The 18,584-nt window shown below is 63.3% G+C and carries 14 protein-coding genes; 3 read left to right on the top strand and 11 right to left on the bottom strand.

What is annotated here, in order from left to right; translation table 11 throughout:
* The first annotated feature begins 8 nt into the window (after positions 1 to 8).
* The 3 genes from V5B40_RS15855 to V5B40_RS15845 are packed head-to-tail and all read left to right on the top strand — an operon-like array spanning position 9 to position 1,447.
* On the top strand, positions 9 to 575 hold the full coding sequence (locus V5B40_RS15855; protein ID WP_332355378.1) for a response regulator transcription factor: 567 nt from the start codon (positions 9 to 11) through the stop codon (positions 573 to 575).
* An 18-nt stretch (positions 576 to 593) separates the two neighbouring features.
* Entirely contained in the window at positions 594 to 1,001 is a 408-nt protein-coding gene (locus tag V5B40_RS15850) for an RNA-binding S4 domain-containing protein (RefSeq protein WP_332355377.1), read from the top strand.
* A gap of 26 nt (positions 1,002 to 1,027) precedes the next feature.
* Positions 1,028 to 1,447, top strand: a complete 420-nt coding sequence (locus tag V5B40_RS15845; RefSeq protein ID WP_332355376.1) for a DUF2784 domain-containing protein — start codon at positions 1,028 to 1,030, stop codon at positions 1,445 to 1,447.
* A 76-nt stretch (positions 1,448 to 1,523) separates the two neighbouring features.
* Here V5B40_RS15845 and V5B40_RS15840 read toward each other — a convergent pair whose 3' ends face one another.
* The 11 genes from V5B40_RS15840 to V5B40_RS15790 all read right to left on the bottom strand — a co-directional run bounded on the left by V5B40_RS15840 (position 1,524) and on the right by V5B40_RS15790 (position 18,530).
* Entirely contained in the window at positions 1,524 to 6,479 is a 4,956-nt protein-coding gene (locus V5B40_RS15840; protein ID WP_332355375.1) for an ATP-binding protein, read from the bottom strand.
* Positions 6,480 to 6,600: 121 nt separating this feature from the next.
* Entirely contained in the window at positions 6,601 to 7,209 is a 609-nt protein-coding gene (locus V5B40_RS15835; RefSeq protein WP_332355374.1) for a nucleotidyltransferase domain-containing protein, read from the bottom strand.
* A gap of 33 nt (positions 7,210 to 7,242) precedes the next feature.
* Positions 7,243 to 9,021 carry a hypothetical protein gene (locus V5B40_RS15830; RefSeq protein WP_332355373.1) on the bottom strand — a complete coding sequence of 593 codons (1,779 nt, stop codon included), beginning with the start codon at positions 9,019 to 9,021 and terminating at the stop codon, positions 7,243 to 7,245.
* Positions 9,018 to 12,554: a protein kinase domain-containing protein gene (locus tag V5B40_RS15825; RefSeq protein WP_332355372.1), complete on the bottom strand. Its 3,537-nt coding sequence runs from the start codon at positions 12,552 to 12,554 to the stop codon at positions 9,018 to 9,020. The genes V5B40_RS15830 and V5B40_RS15825 overlap by 4 nt, the downstream gene beginning before the upstream one ends.
* 132 nt (positions 12,555 to 12,686) lie before the next feature.
* On the bottom strand, positions 12,687 to 13,034 hold the full coding sequence (locus V5B40_RS15820) for a nuclease-related domain-containing protein (RefSeq protein ID WP_332355371.1): 348 nt from the start codon (positions 13,032 to 13,034) through the stop codon (positions 12,687 to 12,689).
* A gap of 125 nt (positions 13,035 to 13,159) precedes the next feature.
* Positions 13,160 to 14,113 carry a tyrosine recombinase XerC gene (gene xerC / locus V5B40_RS15815; protein ID WP_332355370.1) on the bottom strand — a complete coding sequence of 318 codons (954 nt, stop codon included), beginning with the start codon at positions 14,111 to 14,113 and terminating at the stop codon, positions 13,160 to 13,162.
* Between the two features lie 18 nt (positions 14,114 to 14,131).
* Positions 14,132 to 14,785 carry a DUF484 family protein gene (locus V5B40_RS15810; protein ID WP_332355369.1) on the bottom strand — a complete coding sequence of 218 codons (654 nt, stop codon included), beginning with the start codon at positions 14,783 to 14,785 and terminating at the stop codon, positions 14,132 to 14,134.
* Positions 14,782 to 15,612 carry a diaminopimelate epimerase gene (dapF, locus tag V5B40_RS15805; protein ID WP_332355368.1) on the bottom strand — a complete coding sequence of 277 codons (831 nt, stop codon included), beginning with the start codon at positions 15,610 to 15,612 and terminating at the stop codon, positions 14,782 to 14,784. The genes V5B40_RS15810 and dapF overlap by 4 nt, the downstream gene beginning before the upstream one ends.
* Positions 15,609 to 16,217, bottom strand: a complete 609-nt coding sequence (locus V5B40_RS15800; RefSeq protein ID WP_332355367.1) for a GNAT family N-acetyltransferase — start codon at positions 16,215 to 16,217, stop codon at positions 15,609 to 15,611. Before V5B40_RS15800 ends, dapF begins: the two co-directional genes overlap by 4 nt.
* A 186-nt stretch (positions 16,218 to 16,403) precedes the next feature.
* Positions 16,404 to 17,033, bottom strand: a complete 630-nt coding sequence (locus tag V5B40_RS15795) for a glutathione S-transferase family protein (protein WP_332355366.1) — start codon at positions 17,031 to 17,033, stop codon at positions 16,404 to 16,406.
* Between the two features lie 81 nt (positions 17,034 to 17,114).
* A complete protein-coding gene (locus tag V5B40_RS15790; protein ID WP_332355365.1) occupies positions 17,115 to 18,530 on the bottom strand; it encodes a dihydrolipoyl dehydrogenase in 1,416 nt (471 codons plus the stop codon).
* Between the last annotated feature and the right edge of the window lie 54 nt (positions 18,531 to 18,584).

Below are 18,584 nucleotides of genomic sequence, written 5' to 3'. Positions count from 1 at the left end.
TGCCTGTGATGACCGAGAAAATCCCGAAACTCCCCGAAGACGAGCGTTCGACCCTGCTACTGGTAGACGACGACGATGTCTTCCGTCGCGTCCTGGCGCGCGCCCTCAACCGCCGTGGTTATGCCGTGAGCGTCGCGGCGACGGTCGATGACGCCCTCGCCAGCGCCCTTGATCAGCCGCCCGAATATGCCGTCGTCGATCTGAAAATGCCCGGGCCGTCGGGCCTGGTGCTGATCGAAAGACTGATCGAGCTGGATCCGAACACGCGCGTGGTGATGCTCACCGGCTACGCCAGCATCGCCACCGCCATCGAGGCGATCAAGCTGGGCGCCATCCACTACCTGGCCAAACCCTGTGACGCCGATCAGGTCGTCGCGGCACTCAACAAAGGCAGCGAGGGCGACTCGGCGACGCCGGTATCCGGCTCGCCGCTGTCGGTCGACCGGCTGGAGTGGGAGCATATCCAGCGCGTCCTGGCCGAGCAGCAGGGGAATATCTCGGCCACCGCGCGCGCCCTGAAAATGCACCGCCGCACACTGCAGCGCAAGCTCGGCAAGCGGCCCACGCGAGAGTAGGGGAGTAGGGGAGTCGTCATGGCAGAAACAGCAGATTTCAGCGCCGCGGCGCGGATGCGCATCGACAAGTGGTTGTGGGCGGCGCGCTTCTACAAGACGCGCTCGCTGGCCGCGCAGGCGATTGCTGCCGGCCACGTCAGACTCGCGGGGCAAGCGGTCAAAGCCGCGCGCGAGTTGCAGGTCGGCGTGAGCCTCGAAATCGCCGTCGGCGACAGCGTCTGGAGCGTCGTCGTGCGCGGCCTCAACGCGCAGCGCCGCCCGGCCGTCGAAGCGCAGCAGCTCTACGAGGAAAGCGAGGACAGCCGCGCGTGCCGCTTGGCGCAGCAGGAGGCCCGGCGTCTGGCGCCGGTCCCGGGCAGCGATCTGCGCGGTCGGCCGACCAAGAAAGCGCGCCGCCTGATTCGTGGCTTCAACGACAATTTCTGAGCGCTTGGGAAGTCGGCCGCCAACCCATGAGCTATCGCTTCCTGGCTGACGCTGTCGTCCTCGCGCATCTGCTGTTCATCGTTTTCGTCGTTCTTGGCGGCGGCCTGGTGCTGCTCTGGCCAAGGCTCGCACTGCTCCATCTTCCGGCCGCCTGCTGGGGAGCTTTCATCGAAATCAGCGCTGGGATTTGCCCGCTGACGCCGCTGGAAAATGCCTGGCGGCAAGCCGCTGGCGAGGCCGGCTACGCCGGCAGCTTCATCGAGCACTACCTGCTGCCGATCATCTATCCCGTCGGCCTGACCCGAGACATTCAGTTCGTTCTGGCGGCGGTGGTGATCGTCGTCAACCTCGGTATTTATGGCTGGCTGCTGTATCGCTGGCGACAGCTGCGAGCCGTTGGCGAGGGAGTTGGAGTAGCTGGAGGGCAGAAGACCACCGCGCGATAGAAGGAAGCTGCCACAGCTTGTTCACGAGGCACGATGGCGTCGTCTGGCAGGCCAAGCCCCAGGCTGAAGGCAGTGTTCAACCGTGTTGCGCATTGCCCAGGACAACGGGCGTTGGCGCGCGCATCCCTTCCGAATAGAACCACGCCTTGAACTTGGCCATCTGTTTGATCCGGTCGGTGTATAGCGTCAGCTTGTCCGACGGCGCGAAGATTTTCGCCATCAGCTTGGCATCAGGCTCACTAACTCTTAGCGCCAGGTAGTTGGCGACTGCGGTGAACAGCGAAGAGTCGAAATCCTTCGCCTCTTGCGAGGCTACGACGAAGGATAGCCCGTACTTACGGCATTCCTTGGCCATGGTTGGAATCAGCTTCAAGCGCGCGGCGCGGTGTGCCTCGTCGAATATCACGGCGTGGGTGATGCGGTTCTGCGTGCCGCGCCTGAACATCGACTGATAAAGGTTGTGCAGAACAAAGGTCGAAAACGCTCGTTGCAGCACTTCATTTTGCGAGCTGTGGATCTGTACCAAAGCGGGAGTCGAACTGTCGAGAAGGCTTGGCGCACCTGCAGTCGCTTCGAACAACCCATAATCCCCCAGTTCTGCCAGCCGGGTCATCAGTCCTTTGTCCGGTTTGGCGTCGGCTTTGAGCAGCTCATAAAACGCGCCAAAGGGCGGGATTTCTCCCCGCTTGCCCAAGGCCCAGCCGCGGTCGGCGTAACTTTGCTTGATCGCCTCGCGCACGCGACCGAGTTGCACGTCGCCCAGATCCGGAAAGATCGCCGCGAAGTTGTCACGCAGCAAGGTAACGTTGTCCATGTAGGCCAGCGGCGCATCACTCACCACTTGCAACGGGTTGAAGCCGAGTCCGGCATAACTCACCCTGTGCAGCGAATGGCCCCATAGGGCGCCGAGTTTCTCGTCAATATCCTCGTGGTAGGAGAACACGATCGGCACGATCCCCGATTCCATCAATTGTCGGCACAGCTGGATCAGGCAGGTGGTCTTGCCCATGCCCGGCAGGCCGACGATGAGCAAGTGTGGATTGCCCTGAATGCTCACTGGCCAACGCACCGGCTCATCGCTCCCATCGCGCTGCCCGAGCAGCAACTCGACGGTTTTCGGTGCCGCCGCCAGATTGTCTCCCGCGGTCAGGAGAAGGTCTGGCGGCGAGAGCTCCTCCACGGCGTTCGCTTCATCCTGCAGCGCCAACGGCGTAGTCGCCTCAAGCAAACTGATCCCCTCCCCTAAGGGCATTGCGCCACGCTGTGTCTCAGGTAGACGCGCCGGGCCAAACAACCAGATATCCGTGCCAATTTCTACCGGCGTGGCGCCGCCATATTCGGGACAGAAGACGAAGCCTACTTTGGCCCGATCGAGCTCGAGCAAAGCCGGCAGTGCGTAAGCGGTACCTTCACGCGCCAACTTTGCGAGTTCCCTTTCGATGAACTCGAAGGCTTCGTTGGTCAGCGTGTGCCGCTGCCCTTTGCGTGCGTAGAAGCGCAACACCCGCGCCAGACGGGCGCGCTGCACGGTCTTTTCGAGCAGCGCGGTGTCCGGTCCAAACAGCTTTTCCCAGCGTTGGCAGGACGCATCGAGCTGGCTTTCGATGCTGCTCAACAAATCGAGCGCGCGGGCGGTCTTGAGGTAGCGACGGAACTTCACTTCCACGAACGAAAACTTCAATCCGCCACGCCGAGCCGCCGTCACATACAGCAGGTCGGCGCGCTGCCCACTGGCATCCTTCTCCTTGTTTTCGCCCACCGGGCGGAACAGTTCCGGTACGTCGTCGAGAGGAACGAAAAAGCCCTCCGTGAGGGAAAACCAGGGCGCACCCTCTTCACCGCCAACGACACAATGGCTTTGCGTCAGCGCCAGTGCCACCATTTCCTGGGCCACCGAGCCGGACTGCGTCAGGCGCAAGGCGAGGCGGCCGCTGAGCGCTTTCAGCGCATCCAGCAGAAAGGTGCAGTTACGAGGGCTTGCCGACAAGCCCATTTCGCCCAGAGCGCTGTCCAGCAGGCGCACAATCTCGTCCAGCGAACTGGTGGAAGTAATGAGCTGCAGGAAACCCAAATCGTCACGCTCAGGCACGCAGTCGATCAGATACGCCTCGTACAGGCTCGGCAGGTCGCGCGGGGAATCGAAATACTCGACGCCGGCATGCCGGTCCACCGTCACCACCCAATCGCACAGACGGTGCAGGGCCGCCAGCATTTCGCTGCGCTCGGGTGATACTTCCGTGATCAACACCGGCCAGTCGTTATCGCCTGCGCCCATGCGTTTCGCAACACAGCGCAGCAAGGCCGAATGCGCTTTGACCAGCCGCTCGGAAAATCCGCGTGCCACCGGATGCTTCTCGCCTTCCGGCGTGGGTGAGATGGACGATCGCCAATGCGGCACTGGCGCGGCCTCGAAACGTCGGTCCGGCGTCAAGGCCAGACCATGGACCTCCAGCGCGCCATTGGGCACGCTGGTCATTGGCACACATTCCACGTGAGTGGTAAAGATGTCGAAGGCCAAAGCCAGATGCGCCGGAGTGGTCGGGGTTTCGCTATCGCGCCGCGCCCATGCCAGGCGTGGCAGGTTTACGCCACCCGGGCGGGTGACGCTGTCCAGCAGCCAACGATCCTCCTCTGGTACCACACCAGCACCACTGCGTCGGCGTTGTGCAGTAGCCGCCAGGAAGCGCCCCAGCATGCTGGTTCGCCCATCGGCAGGGTAAAGATCAAGCACAAAAGCTCGTTTTACACCCTCTTCGCGCGCTTCGCCCTCTTCGTCGACTTCTGTTGCTTCCACCTCGCGCAAGGCGCAGCCCAGGGCACGCGCGGCAGGCATGGCATCGCCGGGGCGCAGGGCGTGCACATGCACGCGCCGGGTTTCCGGGTGCAAATTGAGATAGCGCGCGACTTCTTCGCCCAGCAGTTCGGATGCGCTCCGGCCTACCGAGGGTGCCATCAACTCCTCGCTCTTGGCATCGCCATCGCCCAGCAGGCGGGACAGAAGGGCGACCGTAGCCTTGGGCTCAGGATCGTCGGTAGCGGTCATCGCCACGGTATGAAAACCGAGACTGTCGGCGAAAACAAAGGCTTCGCCCTGTGCGAAACCCGGCAACATCGCCGGATAATGGGCGCCGATCAGCGAGCCCAGCAGCTTCGCCACCTTGATCGGCGGCGTTCCTTCCTCATAGCGGTGACGCCACACCAGCATGTCGAATCCCTGTTGCCAGGCGACGCGCAGCGGATGTGTGGGCAAGACGATCAGGCCGATACGTTGGCCGCTGACGCCAAAAACTTCGAGGGTGTGAATCTGCGTCGCGCGCGCGGAAGTGCCCTCCCACCAGGCTGTGGCGGCGGTCACGTATTCGTTGAACACCGGGCGGTCGTTGTAGAGCACCGCCAAAGGACCCAGGCTCGAACGCAGCAACCAATTGCAGAAATCGCGCGAGGCTCTGATGAAACGTTCGCCCACCCTGTCACCGGCCGGACCAAAGGGAATAAAAACAGGCTCGCCGTCCGGTGAGCCATCTGCCCGGACCTTCAGTCGCCAGCGCCCCGGATCGCCCTGATGTACGGCCCAATCGGTCGCCAGGTCGAGCAGCAGCTTCGGGCACAGCACGCGCGCCGCCTTGCCGTCCACCCGGCAGGCAATGTAGCCTTTTCTGTCGGCGCTGAACGTTTGCCTGTCGCCCGGATTGTCGGCAAGCCGTTTGAATGTTTCGTCGTCTTTCGCCACCTGAATGGCGGCCAATGCCAGGCTGGGGAAAACGTTGCCGGCGCTGGATTTGGCTGCTTGATCAGTGACTCCGAAGCACAGGATGAAGTCCTCGCTGACCGCCTGGTGTGAGTTTGCTTCAGCATCGCCTTCCCGCGAGGTTTCGGCCGTCAGCGCCCGAATTGCCACCTCCGCTTCGAAGCGCTCGTTTCCTTCGAGATCGCCGAAATCGTCCTGAGTAAACACGCACTTCTGTAGCCCCCGGCCAGCATGGGTGACGGTTTTTTCCGCCAGCGCTTCGCCACCAGCGCGGATGGCAACGATGTAGTCCACGGCGCCTTTGGCAAGGGTGGCCGGTTCAACGTCCCAGCGCACTTCCAGCCGGACTCGTTGCTGAGGGTTGTCCACGAGCGCCAGTTTGAAAGTCAGGCGGTTATCGTCATCCACAGCCAGGCCGGACCATTGGTACGGTCTGCCGTTTCTTTGGCGCCAATTGACCCAACGGATGGACTGCAAGGTCTCGCTATTGAATAGGCCAGGGCGCAAACGGTTGAGCCAGAGGGATTCCTGCCCTTCGAGGCGCGCCAGCGCGTCCAGCCGGGAAAGGCTGTCCGCCGCACGCAGGAACTCCGCCAACTCACGCCCGACCGCTGCATCCGTCACCGGCAGTTGCAGGCCATCGACCCGCGCTTCCGCCGATTGCCTGTTGCCCTGGCGGGCCAGCAGACGTTCCACCAGCAGTGCGGATTTTTCCAGATCGCCGTCGTCTGGCTTGTCGTCAACCGCCACCGGCCACAGACCGATCTCCGGCAAGGCCGCCCCCAAATCCTCCAGACTCCGAGTCCCACGACACAAATAGGCGAACTCACGCCAGGGTGACAAGGCTTTGTTACGCGCCAGTCGGCGCGCTTTGGACAGGGCCTTGTCGGCAAAGCTCTTGCCGCCATGCGGCAGTTTGTCGCGCGCCAAGGCCTTTGTTCTGGCGAAAAGTTCTGCCTCGACAATCTCCCGTGCCGCGCTGTAGATACCGTCCATACCCGCTCCAGCATGGACGGCGTCCACCAGCAAGAGCACCGCTTCCGCTTTATCCTCGCGCCACTCCACTGCCTTGTCGGCGGTGATCGAGCGAGTGGCCGCGTCCGTAGCATGGCTGACCAAGGCGATCTGCCAGCCTTGGACCGCGAAGCGTTCGTCTGCCGCCAGTTCTCGCGCGACCTCGCCGGGCAGGCAGCGAATGAACGCCATGCTGCCGGGAAGTGCAGGCCCCAACAGATCGCTCAAGGAACGCGCCAGCGTTGGCGCAGTGTTTTCGATCAGGGGCATGTCAATCTCCGAGGGTGGCATGGGCGTGGCGCAACAAGGCCTCAGCTTGCGCGAGACATTCCGTCAGTAGCGCATCGTTCACGCCGTCGCCAGTAACTTGAGAACAGCGGCACGCCCGGCCTCATGCCGAACCAGACGCTGGATCGCCAGCAAGTTTTCCAGACTCATTCTCGTTTCCGATCAGAAATATAGTTCTGCCGCCCAGAATCTCGGCAAGGAAGGTGTCGCCTTCGTTCTGCTTGTGCTGGAATTCGGCAGCCGACAGGACCACCGGGTTGATCTCCCGGCCGATACTGGATTGGGGTTCATGCAGCGCCCGTACCGCCTCGGCGAAGCCAATTTCGCCTACCAACAAGACATCAACATCGCTCCCCGGTCCTTCGTCTCCACGCGCCACGGAACCGAACACCAGTGCCAGGTCAAGCTTTTCTCTCAAGGGGGACAAGGCTGCCTTCAACACATCGGCGAGTCCCGCTGTCTTGCGCAGGATGCCGGCCAGTTCCGCATAGATGGGGCACTGCCGATTGGCGCCGTAGCGCACCTGGTTGCCAATTTCCTCCCGGGTAAGCACGCCTGCCTGGGCGAGGCGTGTGAGTTCCTTGTGCAAGGTACCGGCACTGGTGCCGGTCAGGCGGGCGATTTCGCGCACGTGGTAACGCTGTTCCGGGTGCAGGAGCAAGCGGGCGAGCACTTTCTGGCGGTATTCGCCGAAGAGAAGTGAGCTGAGCATGGTTGTAGCCGTTTTCGATACGATTGAAGCCGTTCATGCTACATCAAACCGTGCGCGCAATTGCTTCATCGACTCCGCGTCGTTCACCCCGACCAGCAGCCCAAGGTCGCGCAGTCGCCTTTCCAGGCACTGCTTGTTGGCACGCAGCAGGTCCTGGGGAACGGACATCCCCGGGGGTTCGCGGTCCACATGAAGGCCGTAGTGGTCGCGCAGGATGTCCAGGAACCTGCGCAGCGTGAGCGGACGAGCAGCTTTGCCTTCGCCGTCCTTGCGCAAATGGCGATGGACGAGAAAATCCAGTAGCGCGTTGGAGAGGACAATCGAACGTAGGTCTACTGCCTTTCGGGTGCCGGCTTCGCTGCGTGAGACGCGGCGTTTGAAGGCAATGCCATTGGGGCGGTTGGGCATCAGGCTGCTATCCAGTGCCTTCATGAATTGGCCTCCCTGTTGTTGATGCCCGTGCAACTCAACCAAAGCTTCCGCCAAGCGCAAGGCTGGATTGTTCTGGTCGTTACGCAGCGCCCGCGCCACCTCCAGCGCCTCATCCGCCTGTTCCAGATTATTGGCCAGACCGATGCAATCTTCGTCGAGTCTTTCCCTGATCGACTCCGCCCGCTCATGCCGTTCGTGGTAAATGTCGCCAAGCAGATTGAACCAGGCTGTCGGATCGGGCTGCCGCGGCGGGAGTTCATTCTTCAGCCTGGAATGGTGGCTGACTCGATCATCCAGCAACCGCGCCAGCATCATCAGCACCGGCAGGCGCTCGTAGCGGGCCTGGCATTCGCTCATCGCTGCTTCCGAAGCGTTGCGCAGTTTGCTGTCCAGTCCGAGCGAACAGTCCACCAGCAAGGGCATCGGCTTCTGTTCCTTCGGTATGCCGCCGGTGCGCTCCCATTCGGACAAGCACACTGCGGTGGACAACAGCAGGTTGACCATGCCAAGGCCAATTCCCGCTTCGAGCATGGGCAAAAGGGCCTGGCGCGGCAGCGCCGTACCATAGACCTCGATGAAGGTCGCGAGATCACCGCGCAGGCACTTGGCCGCGGCTTTAGTGATGGGCCAGCGATTGGCGATTTGGGACTGCTCCCTACCTCTCAGTCTGTCAGGCGCATGGCCGCAGGTCTGGGCCAGACGTACCGCCAGCAGTTCGTCCACGCCGAGGTCATCCGCGGTTTCCTCCTGGAAATGGTCGGAGCCCAGGTTTGCAGCCGAACCATGCACCGACATGTGCCGGGCAAACTGCTTCAGCAAGTGATTTTCGGCGAAACCGACGCCTACCGGGAAACGGCTCCGGCGGGTCTCGGGCACAAGCGCTTCTCCGTTGTCTTGCCAGGCCAGCAGGACCGTCAGCAGTTCTGGAACGCCGCGCAAATGGGCAACTACTTCTGGCAGGTCAACCCAGCTCGCCAGATAATGCGTTGGGAAAACCCGCTGCACCACCTCCTCATGCCCCAACTCATGCTGCTTGTTTTCCAGGCAATAGCTGAGGAGTAGATCGGCCAGCATGGCCGGGCCGTGTTTGTCGGAAAAGCCATCAAAATCGCCGCCAGCGCGAGTCAGCAAAGCCTTGGCAACGTCGACCATTCGGGGTGGCTGCCGATTACCTTGGGGATCCTGCCGCCCGAAGGCCTCAACGAAGTGCCCCCTGCCTCGGCGCTGACCCCAGCGCGCCATGTACAGCATGGCTGGCAACAGGCTCCCCACCTCGAAGTGCTGCGGGGTGAAAGGCAGCGCCGGGAGATAGTTGGCGGTCCATAAAACCCTGGCGCGTGCCGGAGTCAGCACGCTCTCGACAATGGTCTTGGCGTTCATGCGCGTTCCCTCACCAGTATCTGCCGCCCATCCCGCGCCTCCACGCGAACCCGGAACATGCCGGCTTCATCGCCGGGGTGCCAGCCGTGCAATTCGCGCGCGTCTTCCTGCGCCAGGCGCTGAGTGAAGATTTCAAGGTGGGCGAACACGCCCTCCTGCCCGGCTCCGGATAGCTGAGCGCCATCTTTCAGCGCCAGCAGCAGGTGGAAAAGTTCCAGGCCTATTGGCAAGCGCTCCTCGCCACCCGCCGCGTAGCCATAGATCAGCAGCAGATGGGTATGCAGGCTTTCCAGGCCTTCAGCGGTAGGAGGCAGGCGCGCTTCCAGACGGAAACGTTCCCAGGGCTTGACCACCCAGAAGGCACTTTCAGTGGGGGTTCGCGGCTGGATGCGCAGCGGCAGGCCAGCCTCGCGAGAGAACGCGGCCTCGGGCAGGTCCTCCAGCCGGGCGATGCCCAGACACAACTCACGGCAGAGGCCGGCGCGCTCGCCTTGGTTCATCAGCGGCACGGAGCGGAAACGATCCAGATGCTGGCCACCGAACAAAGGCAGGGCATCGATGGGAAGCTGCAATGCCGCGTAGCAAGCATGATCCCACTCGAACCACGCGCGGCGACGGGCAGAGGCCAGCGCGGCGGCGATGTCGTCCGGGCCATGCGGGGTCTCCCTGAGCAGGTGCCGGTCGAGTAAGGGATTGCTGTCCAGCGCCGGGTCGAAACGGGCGAGTTCCGAGAGCAGCTCGCCCTGCCGTTGCGGCGCGTCGGCGGCGAATGCCCGATCCCAATAGCGGGGTGGCATCAATTCCGGCTCGGCATGGAGTTCGCTACAGTCATGCACGCCAAAGAAGATGAAGGCCAGCGCTGCCCGAAGTTCGCGCGCCGTAATGTGGACTTCGCCGCGCAGATGAGCGGCTTGCAGCACATCCACCATTCGGGCACGCAAGCGCGGGCCGGTATGCAGGTCGCGCAATGTCCGCACCGAATACCAGGCGGTGCAACGGTGTTGGGCGGTGCAGCTGGCGCAGCGCGCCCAGGGATCCGGATCCTGGCCAACGCCAAGAAAGCGGTCCAGCAGGGCATTGAGGAACTCAACGCGCAGCGCGCCATCGGCAATTCCTCCCACCAGGGAACGCTGGTTGAGGTCAATCAGGCGAATGCGCGGGTCGATCACCGGTTGATCGTCCTCTTCGTTCTCGAACAGGGCCGCGTAGAGTTGTTCGCGCAGCGGCGTATCCTCCTGGGTATCCAGCCATTCGAGCAGCTTGCCACTGTTGATCGCGAGAATCCGCGGATGGCGCGCGGCTCCATCGAAACCCAGCTCATGACAGGGCTGGAAAAATTGGCCGAGTAGCGCGTTGGCCGACTGACCCCGCCACGCCGCGGAGCCGTCGAGATTGACTTTCAACATGCGCCCATCAAGCAGACGCCGTTCCTGCACGCGCTGCGAAGAGTGGACATCCGGCATACCCAAGGCCGCCAGCAGATGTTGCAGGAACGCCGTTTTGCCGTCGCCGGCATTGCCAAAAAGGATCGCGAGTTTGACCCGATCGTCTTCGATCTCCTGCCGCAGAACCTCATCCAGACGTGTTTCCACGTAGGTGCTAGCAGCGAAGACGGAGTCGAGGCCGCGCGTTTCGCTGTTCCCATGGCGCGAGCCGGGGTAGGCCGAGAGCAGTTCGGCCAGCCTCGGTGCCGTGTTGGCGGAGAACGTCGGCGTGACCGGCAGGTCGCCGACTTCGCGGGTAGTCGCTCCCGCGAGAAACGAGAGTGCCGCGCGGGCGTCTTCGAATCGTTCGCCCTCGATGGGCGTGGTCGCGCGCCTCATGAACTCCGTTGCTTGCTCGACCCCGGTGATTTCCACGTCTTCCCAATTCAGACCGCGGTTCTTGATGCGCTGCCCAGCGAAGTCAAAGGGAGTCTTGTCGAACAGCACATGGAAGAAACTGGCGGCCAAGGCGAAAAGATCATCGCCTGGCTGAATCGAAGCCGTGCTTTCGACGCCATGGCTGGCGTACAAGGGATTTCGGCTGCGTACCTGGCTGCCGCTTTCAGTGACCGTGTCGTAATCAGTGAGCACCACTTCCCCACCCTGGACGATGATGTTACGCGGGCTGACATCGCCATGCACCAGACCAACCTGATGCAGTGCCCAAAGGGCATTGCTTAGATCGCGCAACCAACGTAGCAGCAAGTCTTGCAGAGTGGTTTCGCCCAACTCTTCAGCGTGCAAGGCGAGTACGCCGGCAAGATCTGACAACGGCATGCCTTCCACCCATTTCATCAAGGCGACGAAGCGGTTTGGCTGCCACTCGGGGGCGATTTCGTGGATGGCGGAAAGGTGCGGGTGAACGGTATAAGCGCGCGCTTTTCGATAGGCGCGCAAGGCGAGTTCGGCATCGCTCTGGTGATGGATCAGTTTGGCGACGTAGCTTCCATAGACTTCATCGGACTGTGCATCCACCTCGATGACTTTGAAGGTCTGGCCGATGCCGCCACGCCCAAGACGACTGATGATCTTGAACTGGGCGCGCTGGAAAGGCACTACCGTGTCTTCGTCCCAGTATTCTGGCGCTGGAAGTTCGGGCTTTGGCTTGGCAAGTGGCGCGGTATTTCGTTCCAGCACAGACGCCAGTTCGGCAAGTGACTCGCGTCCCTCGGGATTCAGAGCACAGCCTTGCTCAAGGAATTCACGCGCATCCCGAGCACGGGGCTCGTCCGGCGGGAACAGCGTCATCAGGCTGGCACACAAGGCAAACACGTCCGAGCGGGCGTCCGCAGCACCCAACCCGCCTTGACGGACTTCCGGAGCAACAAACCGAGTGTCCTCGCCGAAGTCCATGCGGGCCACCGAAATGGTCCGCGCCTGATCAAGGCGGGCCAGACTGAAATCCGTAAACAGAGGGCAGCCGTTGTGACGGACCCGCAGGGTGCGCGGAGTGATGTGGCGATGAAGGATACGCTGCAGCCCTTGGTCGTCAGGCTGATGAAATTTGCCCAGAGCCAAGAGCGCTTCGCGCGCGTAGCGCAATCGGTCATCGAGACTCCAATCCGGATCCTCAGCGCGATGGGCAAGTGTGGGGGCGGCGGGATCAATCAGAGAAAACCAATACAACTCGCCAGGAAAACGTTCGGCGTCCTGAAACGAATCAAGCAAACTGGGCAGGTAGGGCGACTTCTGCCACTGCTGCATGACTTCATACTCACGCCGGGCGCGGTTCTCTGCGTCTTTCTCGTCAGTGGCGGAAAGGTCATAGAGATGCAGGATTACCTTGTCGCGCCGGGTGGGATGCTGGCCGCGATAGGCGCGGTGGAATGGGGCATCTGGCGTTGGCAAGCGCTCCAGATTGATCAGCCCGGCGAAGCTGCGCAGGTCGCCGGTCAGCGCGACCCGCGCTGCCGGTTCCAGGAGCAAGGCGGCACGTTCGATTTTCTCGGGAGCCAGTTGCGAGGCCCCATCGCCATTGACCAGATCATGCAACTCGCTGAGCCCAAATACCTGAACGCCACGCACATTGATGCGCTGTCCTGCCTGCATGCCTTTTCCGCCGCGTGTGAGCAAGAAGCGAGGAGCGACGAAGCCGGGATCGAAGGCGGCTTTCAGTTTCCCGGCGACACGCTTGGCCTTGTCGTTGATGCGATCGGCTTCGTCCTCGGCGACATGAGGGTTCTACCTGAGCCAAGTCGAGTCCCAATGCTTGACCTCGACCACGAACACTCCCTGGGGGCCGATGACGACCTGATCGATCTCGTCGGAAAGGCGCATGGCATGGCTGGAATGGCTGATATTGGAGAGCAGCACCCAAGGGCCTTGGAGGCCTTGTAGCTTGCTCTTGACTTTTTCGATTGCGAGCCCCTCGCTCGCGTTGACCGGCGCTCCGCAGGGAATGTGTCTGAAGCCTGATGTTGCCATTCCGCCTCCGGAAACATTGGTGCTCAACCCGGATGGATTGTAAGCGGTGGCGTTAGCGGGAAGTGGACGGACAGAAAAAGAAAGGGAGCCTTGTTCGTCGGGCAAGAGCAGCATTGCTCCACTGAGCAGGGCGATGTATCTGCGGCACCACCTTTCGCGGCAAAGGCGCGGCCTCCCGCCGACTCCCCGCTCAGTATTGCTTCGCTAAGGTCGCTTTCGGACGGTCGGCACTAATCCGTCTTCCGCTTCGCGCGCGGATGCGCCTTGTCGTAGACCGCGGCCAGGTGCTGGAAGTCGAGGTGCGTGTAGACCTGCGTCGAGGCGATGCTGGCGTGGCCGAGCATTTCCTGGACGGCACGCAGGTCGCCCGACGATTGCAGGACGTGCGAGGCAAACGAATGGCGCAGCATGTGCGGGTGGACCCGTGCCGGCAGGCCTTGCACCAGGCCACGTCGTGCCAGTCGCAGCTGAATCATGCGCACGCCGAGACGCTGGCCGCGCTGGCCGACGAAGAGAGCGGCTTCGTCAGCGCTGGTCAGGCGATGGCGCTGTTCGACCCAGATGGCGACCGCTTCCCTGGCCTTGCTGCCGACCGGCACGAGGCGCAGCTTGCTGCGCTTGCCGAGGACGCGCACTTCGCCGGCCAGCAGGTCTTCGAGGCATGACAGATCCAGTGCCGCGAGCTCGGCCAGGCGCAGGCCGGAGGAGTAGAACAGTTCGAACATGGCCTGGTCGCGAATCGCCAGCAGACTTTCATCGGCCACTTCGAGCAGGCGATTGGCTTCGTCGGGGGAGAGGGTCTTGGGGAGCGCCTTGGGGCTTTTCGGTGGGCGCACGCTGTCCACCGGGTTGTGCGTGGCCGACCCGCGTTGTCCGAGCCAGCGATAGAAGCCGCGCCACGCGGAAAGCGTGCGTCCGAGCGAGCGGCCGCCCAGGCCACGCGTGTGCAGCTGCGCGACGAAGCGCCTGATGTGATGGGTCTGGATGGCGTCGAACGCGACGTCGGAGCGGGTGTCTGATGGCGCTGCATCGCCGGTTGCTCGCGGCAGTTCGCCGATCAGGCGGCAGAGCGACTGCAGGTCACGTCGGTAGTTGTCGACCGTGTGCGGCGACAGCCGCCGCTGCTGCGCCAGTTCGTCGAGGTAGGCGCCGACGCTGGCACTGCGCTCGCTGGCTGTGGACACGGCGATGTCTTTCAGCGCTTAGCGCAGGACGCGCGCCAGCGCCGCCGACGCCATTTCACCGAGGCGCTCGAGGTAGATCGTTCCCATGCCGTTGTAGAAACGTTCGCCGTCCTCGCTGCCCATGGCGATCATGCCGATCGTGCCGCCGCCGTTGCGCATGGCGATCAAGGCTTGTGAGCGAATGTGCAGGGAGGCTTCGCCGAACCATGACGAGGTCTCGAAGCCGGTGGTCGAGCCGCAGTAAGGGTGCCCCAGGGTTTCGGAAAAAGCCTGTAGTTCCTTGCTGACCTCGGTGAATTCAGGGAGCTCGTCGCTTTCGGTGGGGCGATCCCAGAGGCGCACGGCGACGTGGGGAACGGCAAGATCGTCGCGCAGGTGAAAATTCAGCGTGTGCAGCACCGACTGGAAGCTGTTGGCGGCGATCATGCCCACCGCCAGACGGTGCATCTTTTCGCTAATGGCATCGTTTTCCTCGCCGAACTGCAGCAGCTCGCCCATCTTGCTTTCGAGCTGCTTGTTCTTGTCGCGCAGCGCGAGCATCTGGCGCTCGGTGATCGAGATCGTCCGCCCCCCATGCGGGTGCGGAACGACCATATTGGTCATCAGCTCCGAGTGCTCTTCGAAGAACTGGGGATTGCTGTGCAGGTACTCTGCGACTTCGCTGGATTTCATATTTCGATTTCTCCCTTGAATACGGTGACTGCGGGGCCGGTCATCAGCACCGGGGTGCCGGGGCCATTCCAGGCGATACTGAGCAGGCCGCCACGCATTTCGACGCGCACCGGCGAATCAAGCAGGCCGCGGCTGATGCCGGCGACGACGGCGGCGCAAGCGCCGGTGCCGCAGGCCAGGGTTTCGCCGGCGCCGCGTTCGAAAACGCGCAGGCGAATCGCCTGTCGCTCGACCACCTGCATGAAGCCGGCATTGACGCGCTGCGGAAAGCAGGGGTGTCTTTCGAGCAGTGGTCCCTGTTGTTCGACGGCTGCCGTATCGACGTCTTCGACCAGCTGTACCGCGTGCGGGTTACCCATGCCGACGGCGGTGATGGCGATTGCATGGTCGGCGATGCGCAGCGTCTGCAGGACATCGTTGCTGGCGCTGATGAACGGTATTTTCGCCGGCGCCAGGACCGGTTCCCCCATGTCGACGCTCACCATGCCGTCGTCCTCGAGGCGCGGGACGATGACCCCGCCCATGGTTTCGACGCGGATCTCGCGCCGGGTGCTCAGCCCCTGCTCATGAACGAAACGCACGAAGCAGCGCGCGCCGTTGCCGCACTGCTCGACTTCGCCGCCGTCGGCGTTGAAAATGCGATAGCGGAAATCGACGCCCGGCTGGCGGGCTGCTTCGACGAGCAGAATCTGGTCGCAGCCGACGCCGAAGTGGCGGTCAGCGAGCAGGCGCAGTTGTGCTGGCGTCAGTTCGATCGCCTGACGAATGCCGTCGAGCACGACAAAGTCGTTGCCCAGTCCGTGCATTTTCACAAATGTCAGTTTCATGCCTGTTCAGGATCCGGCGGCGTGCCCGCCGGCATGCGCTCGGCAAGTGGCGGGGGACGGTGATGACGGTCATGGTCCGGGGTATTGCGACCTCTGATGACCGTTAGCAATGGTTTGGCCATTATAAAGTCGTCCATCACGTAGCCGCCGCCAATATCGACGCAGACCGAGTCACGGACGACGAAGCCCTGTTTGCGGTAAGCGGCAATGGCTTTTTCGTTGCCCTTGTTGACGGCCAGGATCAGCGTTTCGCAAGCGGCCGCCTGCGCCCGTGCGACCACCTGTTCGACCAGGCGACGGCCAATCCCGAGACGCTGTCGCTGTGGGTCGACGTAGAGCTTGTCAAGCTTCATTTCGCCGGCTGTGGCGGTCAGCAGGCAGGAGACGAAGCCGGCCAGCTGACCATCGACGCTCGCCTGGTCCCACCATATCGTGGGCGTGCCCAACTCCTCCTTCACCAGCTGCGCGCGGTAGCGTTGCTCGAGCATGTAGTCGATCTGTTCCTGGCTGATGATTCCCAGGTAGGTGTGTTGCCAGACGCGGCGTGCGAGCGCGGTGACCGCTTCGACGTCAGCAGCAGCAAGGGGTGAGATGAGGACCTTCATTCTGGCTCCGAAGCGATCCGCGCGTCGACCCGGCCCGCGTCGCCAGAGCGCCGGCAGCAAGTTGCCGCCGGCGAGTGGCGGCGAGTGGCGGCGAGTGGCGATCAGTGACGACGCGTGATGAGCGAAAAGGACGAATTGTACCGGCCCAAGGCCCGGCTGGTCGCCTGCACGTGAAGCTCGGAAGCTCTACAGCCTGGCGCTCGGCCGGGCGCTGACGGTGGCGTACCAGCGCAGGGCGTTACTGGCCTCGGCAGGCAGCACGATCTTCAGCCAGCCGGCGAAATCGACGAGCACCAGGGCCATGATGTCGGCCGCGCTGTAGCGATCGCCGGCAAGGTAGTCGCGTCCGGCCAGCATTTTGTCGAGCTGGGCGAGGAAGCGTTCACCGCGCAGCTTGCCGCGTTCGCCGAGCGCCGGGATTTGCGCGTAGTTCTCGGCGCCGGTCAATGCCCGGTCTTTCATTCCCGGCAGGGTGTTGCGTACGGCCTCGGTAATCGCCTGCCAGCCATCGTTCTCGATGTGCCACAGCAGGTCGGCGATCAGTGCCTTCTCGGTCGGCGTCGAGCCGAGCAGCGGCGGATTGGGTACGGTTTCTTCGAGATAGCGCCAGCAGCCCTGCGTCGAGGTCAGTCGTGTGCCGTCGTCGAGTTCGAGGACCGGTACGCTGCAGTAGGGATTGATCGCGCGGTATTCGGGCGAGAGCTGTTCGCCGTTACGGAGGTCTAGCTCGCGGGTCGGGATAGCGAGTCCCTTTTCGGCGATGAACACGCGTACCAGGCGAGGGCTGGGGGCAAAGTTGCAGTCATGGAAAAGCATGGCGGGTTCTCCTGTCGATGGGCCGGTTAACACGATATCGTTGCCGGGGGCGCGGGGTCAATCTGGGCGCAGTTACGGGTTTCAGTCCAGCGCCTCGGCCTGGTACGCGCCGCAGGAAGCAAGGTCGGAGTCGCTGCCCGCAGGCAGCTGCGCCGACAATTCGCGCAGCGCGCTGCGCATGCCTTCTTCGAGCACCGGGTGATAGAAGGGCAGGCGCAGCAGCTCCTGCACGCTGAGTTCGCGTTCGATGGCCAAGGCAAGGACGTGCGCCATGTGCTCGCCGGCAGGTACGCACATCTCGCCACCGAGCAGGCGGCCACTGCTCCGCTCGGCATAGAGGCGCAGCAAGCCCTTGTTGTTTTCGGCGGTGCGCGCCCGGCCCTGTCGCTTGAAGCTGGCTTGCCCGATGAGCACCTGGGCCGCATCGAGTTCGGCGAAGCGCTGGCCGACGACGGCAACATTGGGGTCGGCGAAGACGATCGCCAGCGGCGTGCGGCGTCGGAAGCAGCGCAGCTCGGTGGACGTGGCGTTGATGCCGGCGATGTGACCTTCGTCGGCGGCCTCGTGCAGCAAGGCCGCACGCCCGTTGGCGTCACCGGCCAGAAAGATCGGCAGGTCGGCGATCTGCAAGGTGTTGGGGTTTACCGGCGGCATGCCGCGCGCGTCGAGCTCGATGCCGAGTGCTTCCAGGCCGATGCCGGCGATGTTCGGGCGCCTGCCAATGGCGGCGATCACCCGGTCGACGAGGACGCGCACGGTGCCGCTGCGCACTTCGATCCCGTCGCTGGCCGACGACAGCTCGGCGCTGGCCGTGGTGTGCAACGGGAACTCTTTCTGCAGCAACTCGCGCAAGGCAAGATCGACGGCATCGTCGCTTAGCCCTGCGAGTCGCGGGTTGGCCCCGAAGCCGGTGACTTCGACGCCCAGCCGCGATAGCGCCTGCGCAATCTCGACGCCAATGGCGCCCAGGCCGACGACCGCCATCCGGCGCGGCAGCGTCTCCATTTCGAACAGGGTGTCGGTGGTCACGATGCGCTCGCCAAAGGCGCGCCAGGCGTCCGGGATCAGCGGGTGACTGCCGCTGGCGATGATGATCCGCCTGGCGTGGTAGCGGCGGTTGCCGACGGCAACTGTCTGCGCATCGAGCAGCGTGGCGCGGCCGGCGAGGCTGCGTTCGCCCAGGTCGTCGCTGGCCCTGACAGTGCCGGCGACAAAATCGTCGCGCAGAGCGCGCACACGGCGCAGTACCGCTGGCACGTCGATGCTCAGCGCGGCGCCGCCGCGAATGCCGAAGGCGTCGAAGCTGTGCCGACGATGGAAGGCGTTGGCGGCCTCGATCAGCGCCTTGGAGGGCATGCAGCCCACTCGCGCGCAGGTCGTGCCGTAGGGGCCGTCGTTGATCAGCAGGAAGTTCTCGGTGCGCTTCTGCACCTCCCGCAAGGCGGCGAGGCCGGCAGATCCGGCGCCGATGATGATGACGTCAAGGGTCTTTTCCATTCGCAGGTTCCTCGCTGGGAAGCTTGTGCGGCGTCGCTGGCGGGCTGGCGATGG

This window comes from Candidatus Accumulibacter meliphilus (genome assembly GCF_036625345.1).
Taxonomy (GTDB): Bacteria; Pseudomonadota; Gammaproteobacteria; order Burkholderiales; family Rhodocyclaceae; genus Accumulibacter; species Accumulibacter meliphilus.
This window is presented reverse-complemented; position numbering and strand designations above follow the sequence as displayed.

What these genes read in the sequence shown, in the direction of transcription:
- V5B40_RS15840 (WP_332355375.1), bottom strand. Translation starts at nt 6,479, where the DNA reads ATGCCCCTGATCGAAAACACTGCGCCAACGCTGGCGCGTTCCTTGAGC.
- V5B40_RS15790 (WP_332355365.1), bottom strand. Translation starts at nt 18,530, where the DNA reads ATGGAAAAGACCCTTGACGTCATCATCATCGGCGCCGGATCTGCCGGC.
- V5B40_RS15830 (WP_332355373.1), bottom strand. Translation starts at nt 9,021, where the DNA reads ATGAACGCCAAGACCATTGTCGAGAGCGTGCTGACTCCGGCACGCGCC.
- V5B40_RS15810 (WP_332355369.1), bottom strand. Translation starts at nt 14,785, where the DNA reads ATGAAATCCAGCGAAGTCGCAGAGTACCTGCACAGCAATCCCCAGTTC.
- V5B40_RS15835 (WP_332355374.1), bottom strand. Translation starts at nt 7,209, where the DNA reads ATGCTCAGCTCACTTCTCTTCGGCGAATACCGCCAGAAAGTGCTCGCC.
- V5B40_RS15795 (WP_332355366.1), bottom strand. Translation starts at nt 17,033, where the DNA reads ATGCTTTTCCATGACTGCAACTTTGCCCCCAGCCCTCGCCTGGTACGC.
- V5B40_RS15800 (WP_332355367.1), bottom strand. Translation starts at nt 16,217, where the DNA reads ATGAAGGTCCTCATCTCACCCCTTGCTGCTGCTGACGTCGAAGCGGTC.
- V5B40_RS15845 (WP_332355376.1), top strand. Translation starts at nt 1,028, where the DNA reads ATGAGCTATCGCTTCCTGGCTGACGCTGTCGTCCTCGCGCATCTGCTG.
- V5B40_RS15825 (WP_332355372.1), bottom strand. Translation starts at nt 12,554, where the DNA reads ATGCAGGCAGGACAGCGCATCAATGTGCGTGGCGTTCAGGTATTTGGG.
- dapF (WP_332355368.1), bottom strand. Translation starts at nt 15,612, where the DNA reads ATGAAACTGACATTTGTGAAAATGCACGGACTGGGCAACGACTTTGTC.
- V5B40_RS15855 (WP_332355378.1), top strand. Translation starts at nt 9, where the DNA reads ATGACCGAGAAAATCCCGAAACTCCCCGAAGACGAGCGTTCGACCCTG.
- V5B40_RS15850 (WP_332355377.1), top strand. Translation starts at nt 594, where the DNA reads ATGGCAGAAACAGCAGATTTCAGCGCCGCGGCGCGGATGCGCATCGAC.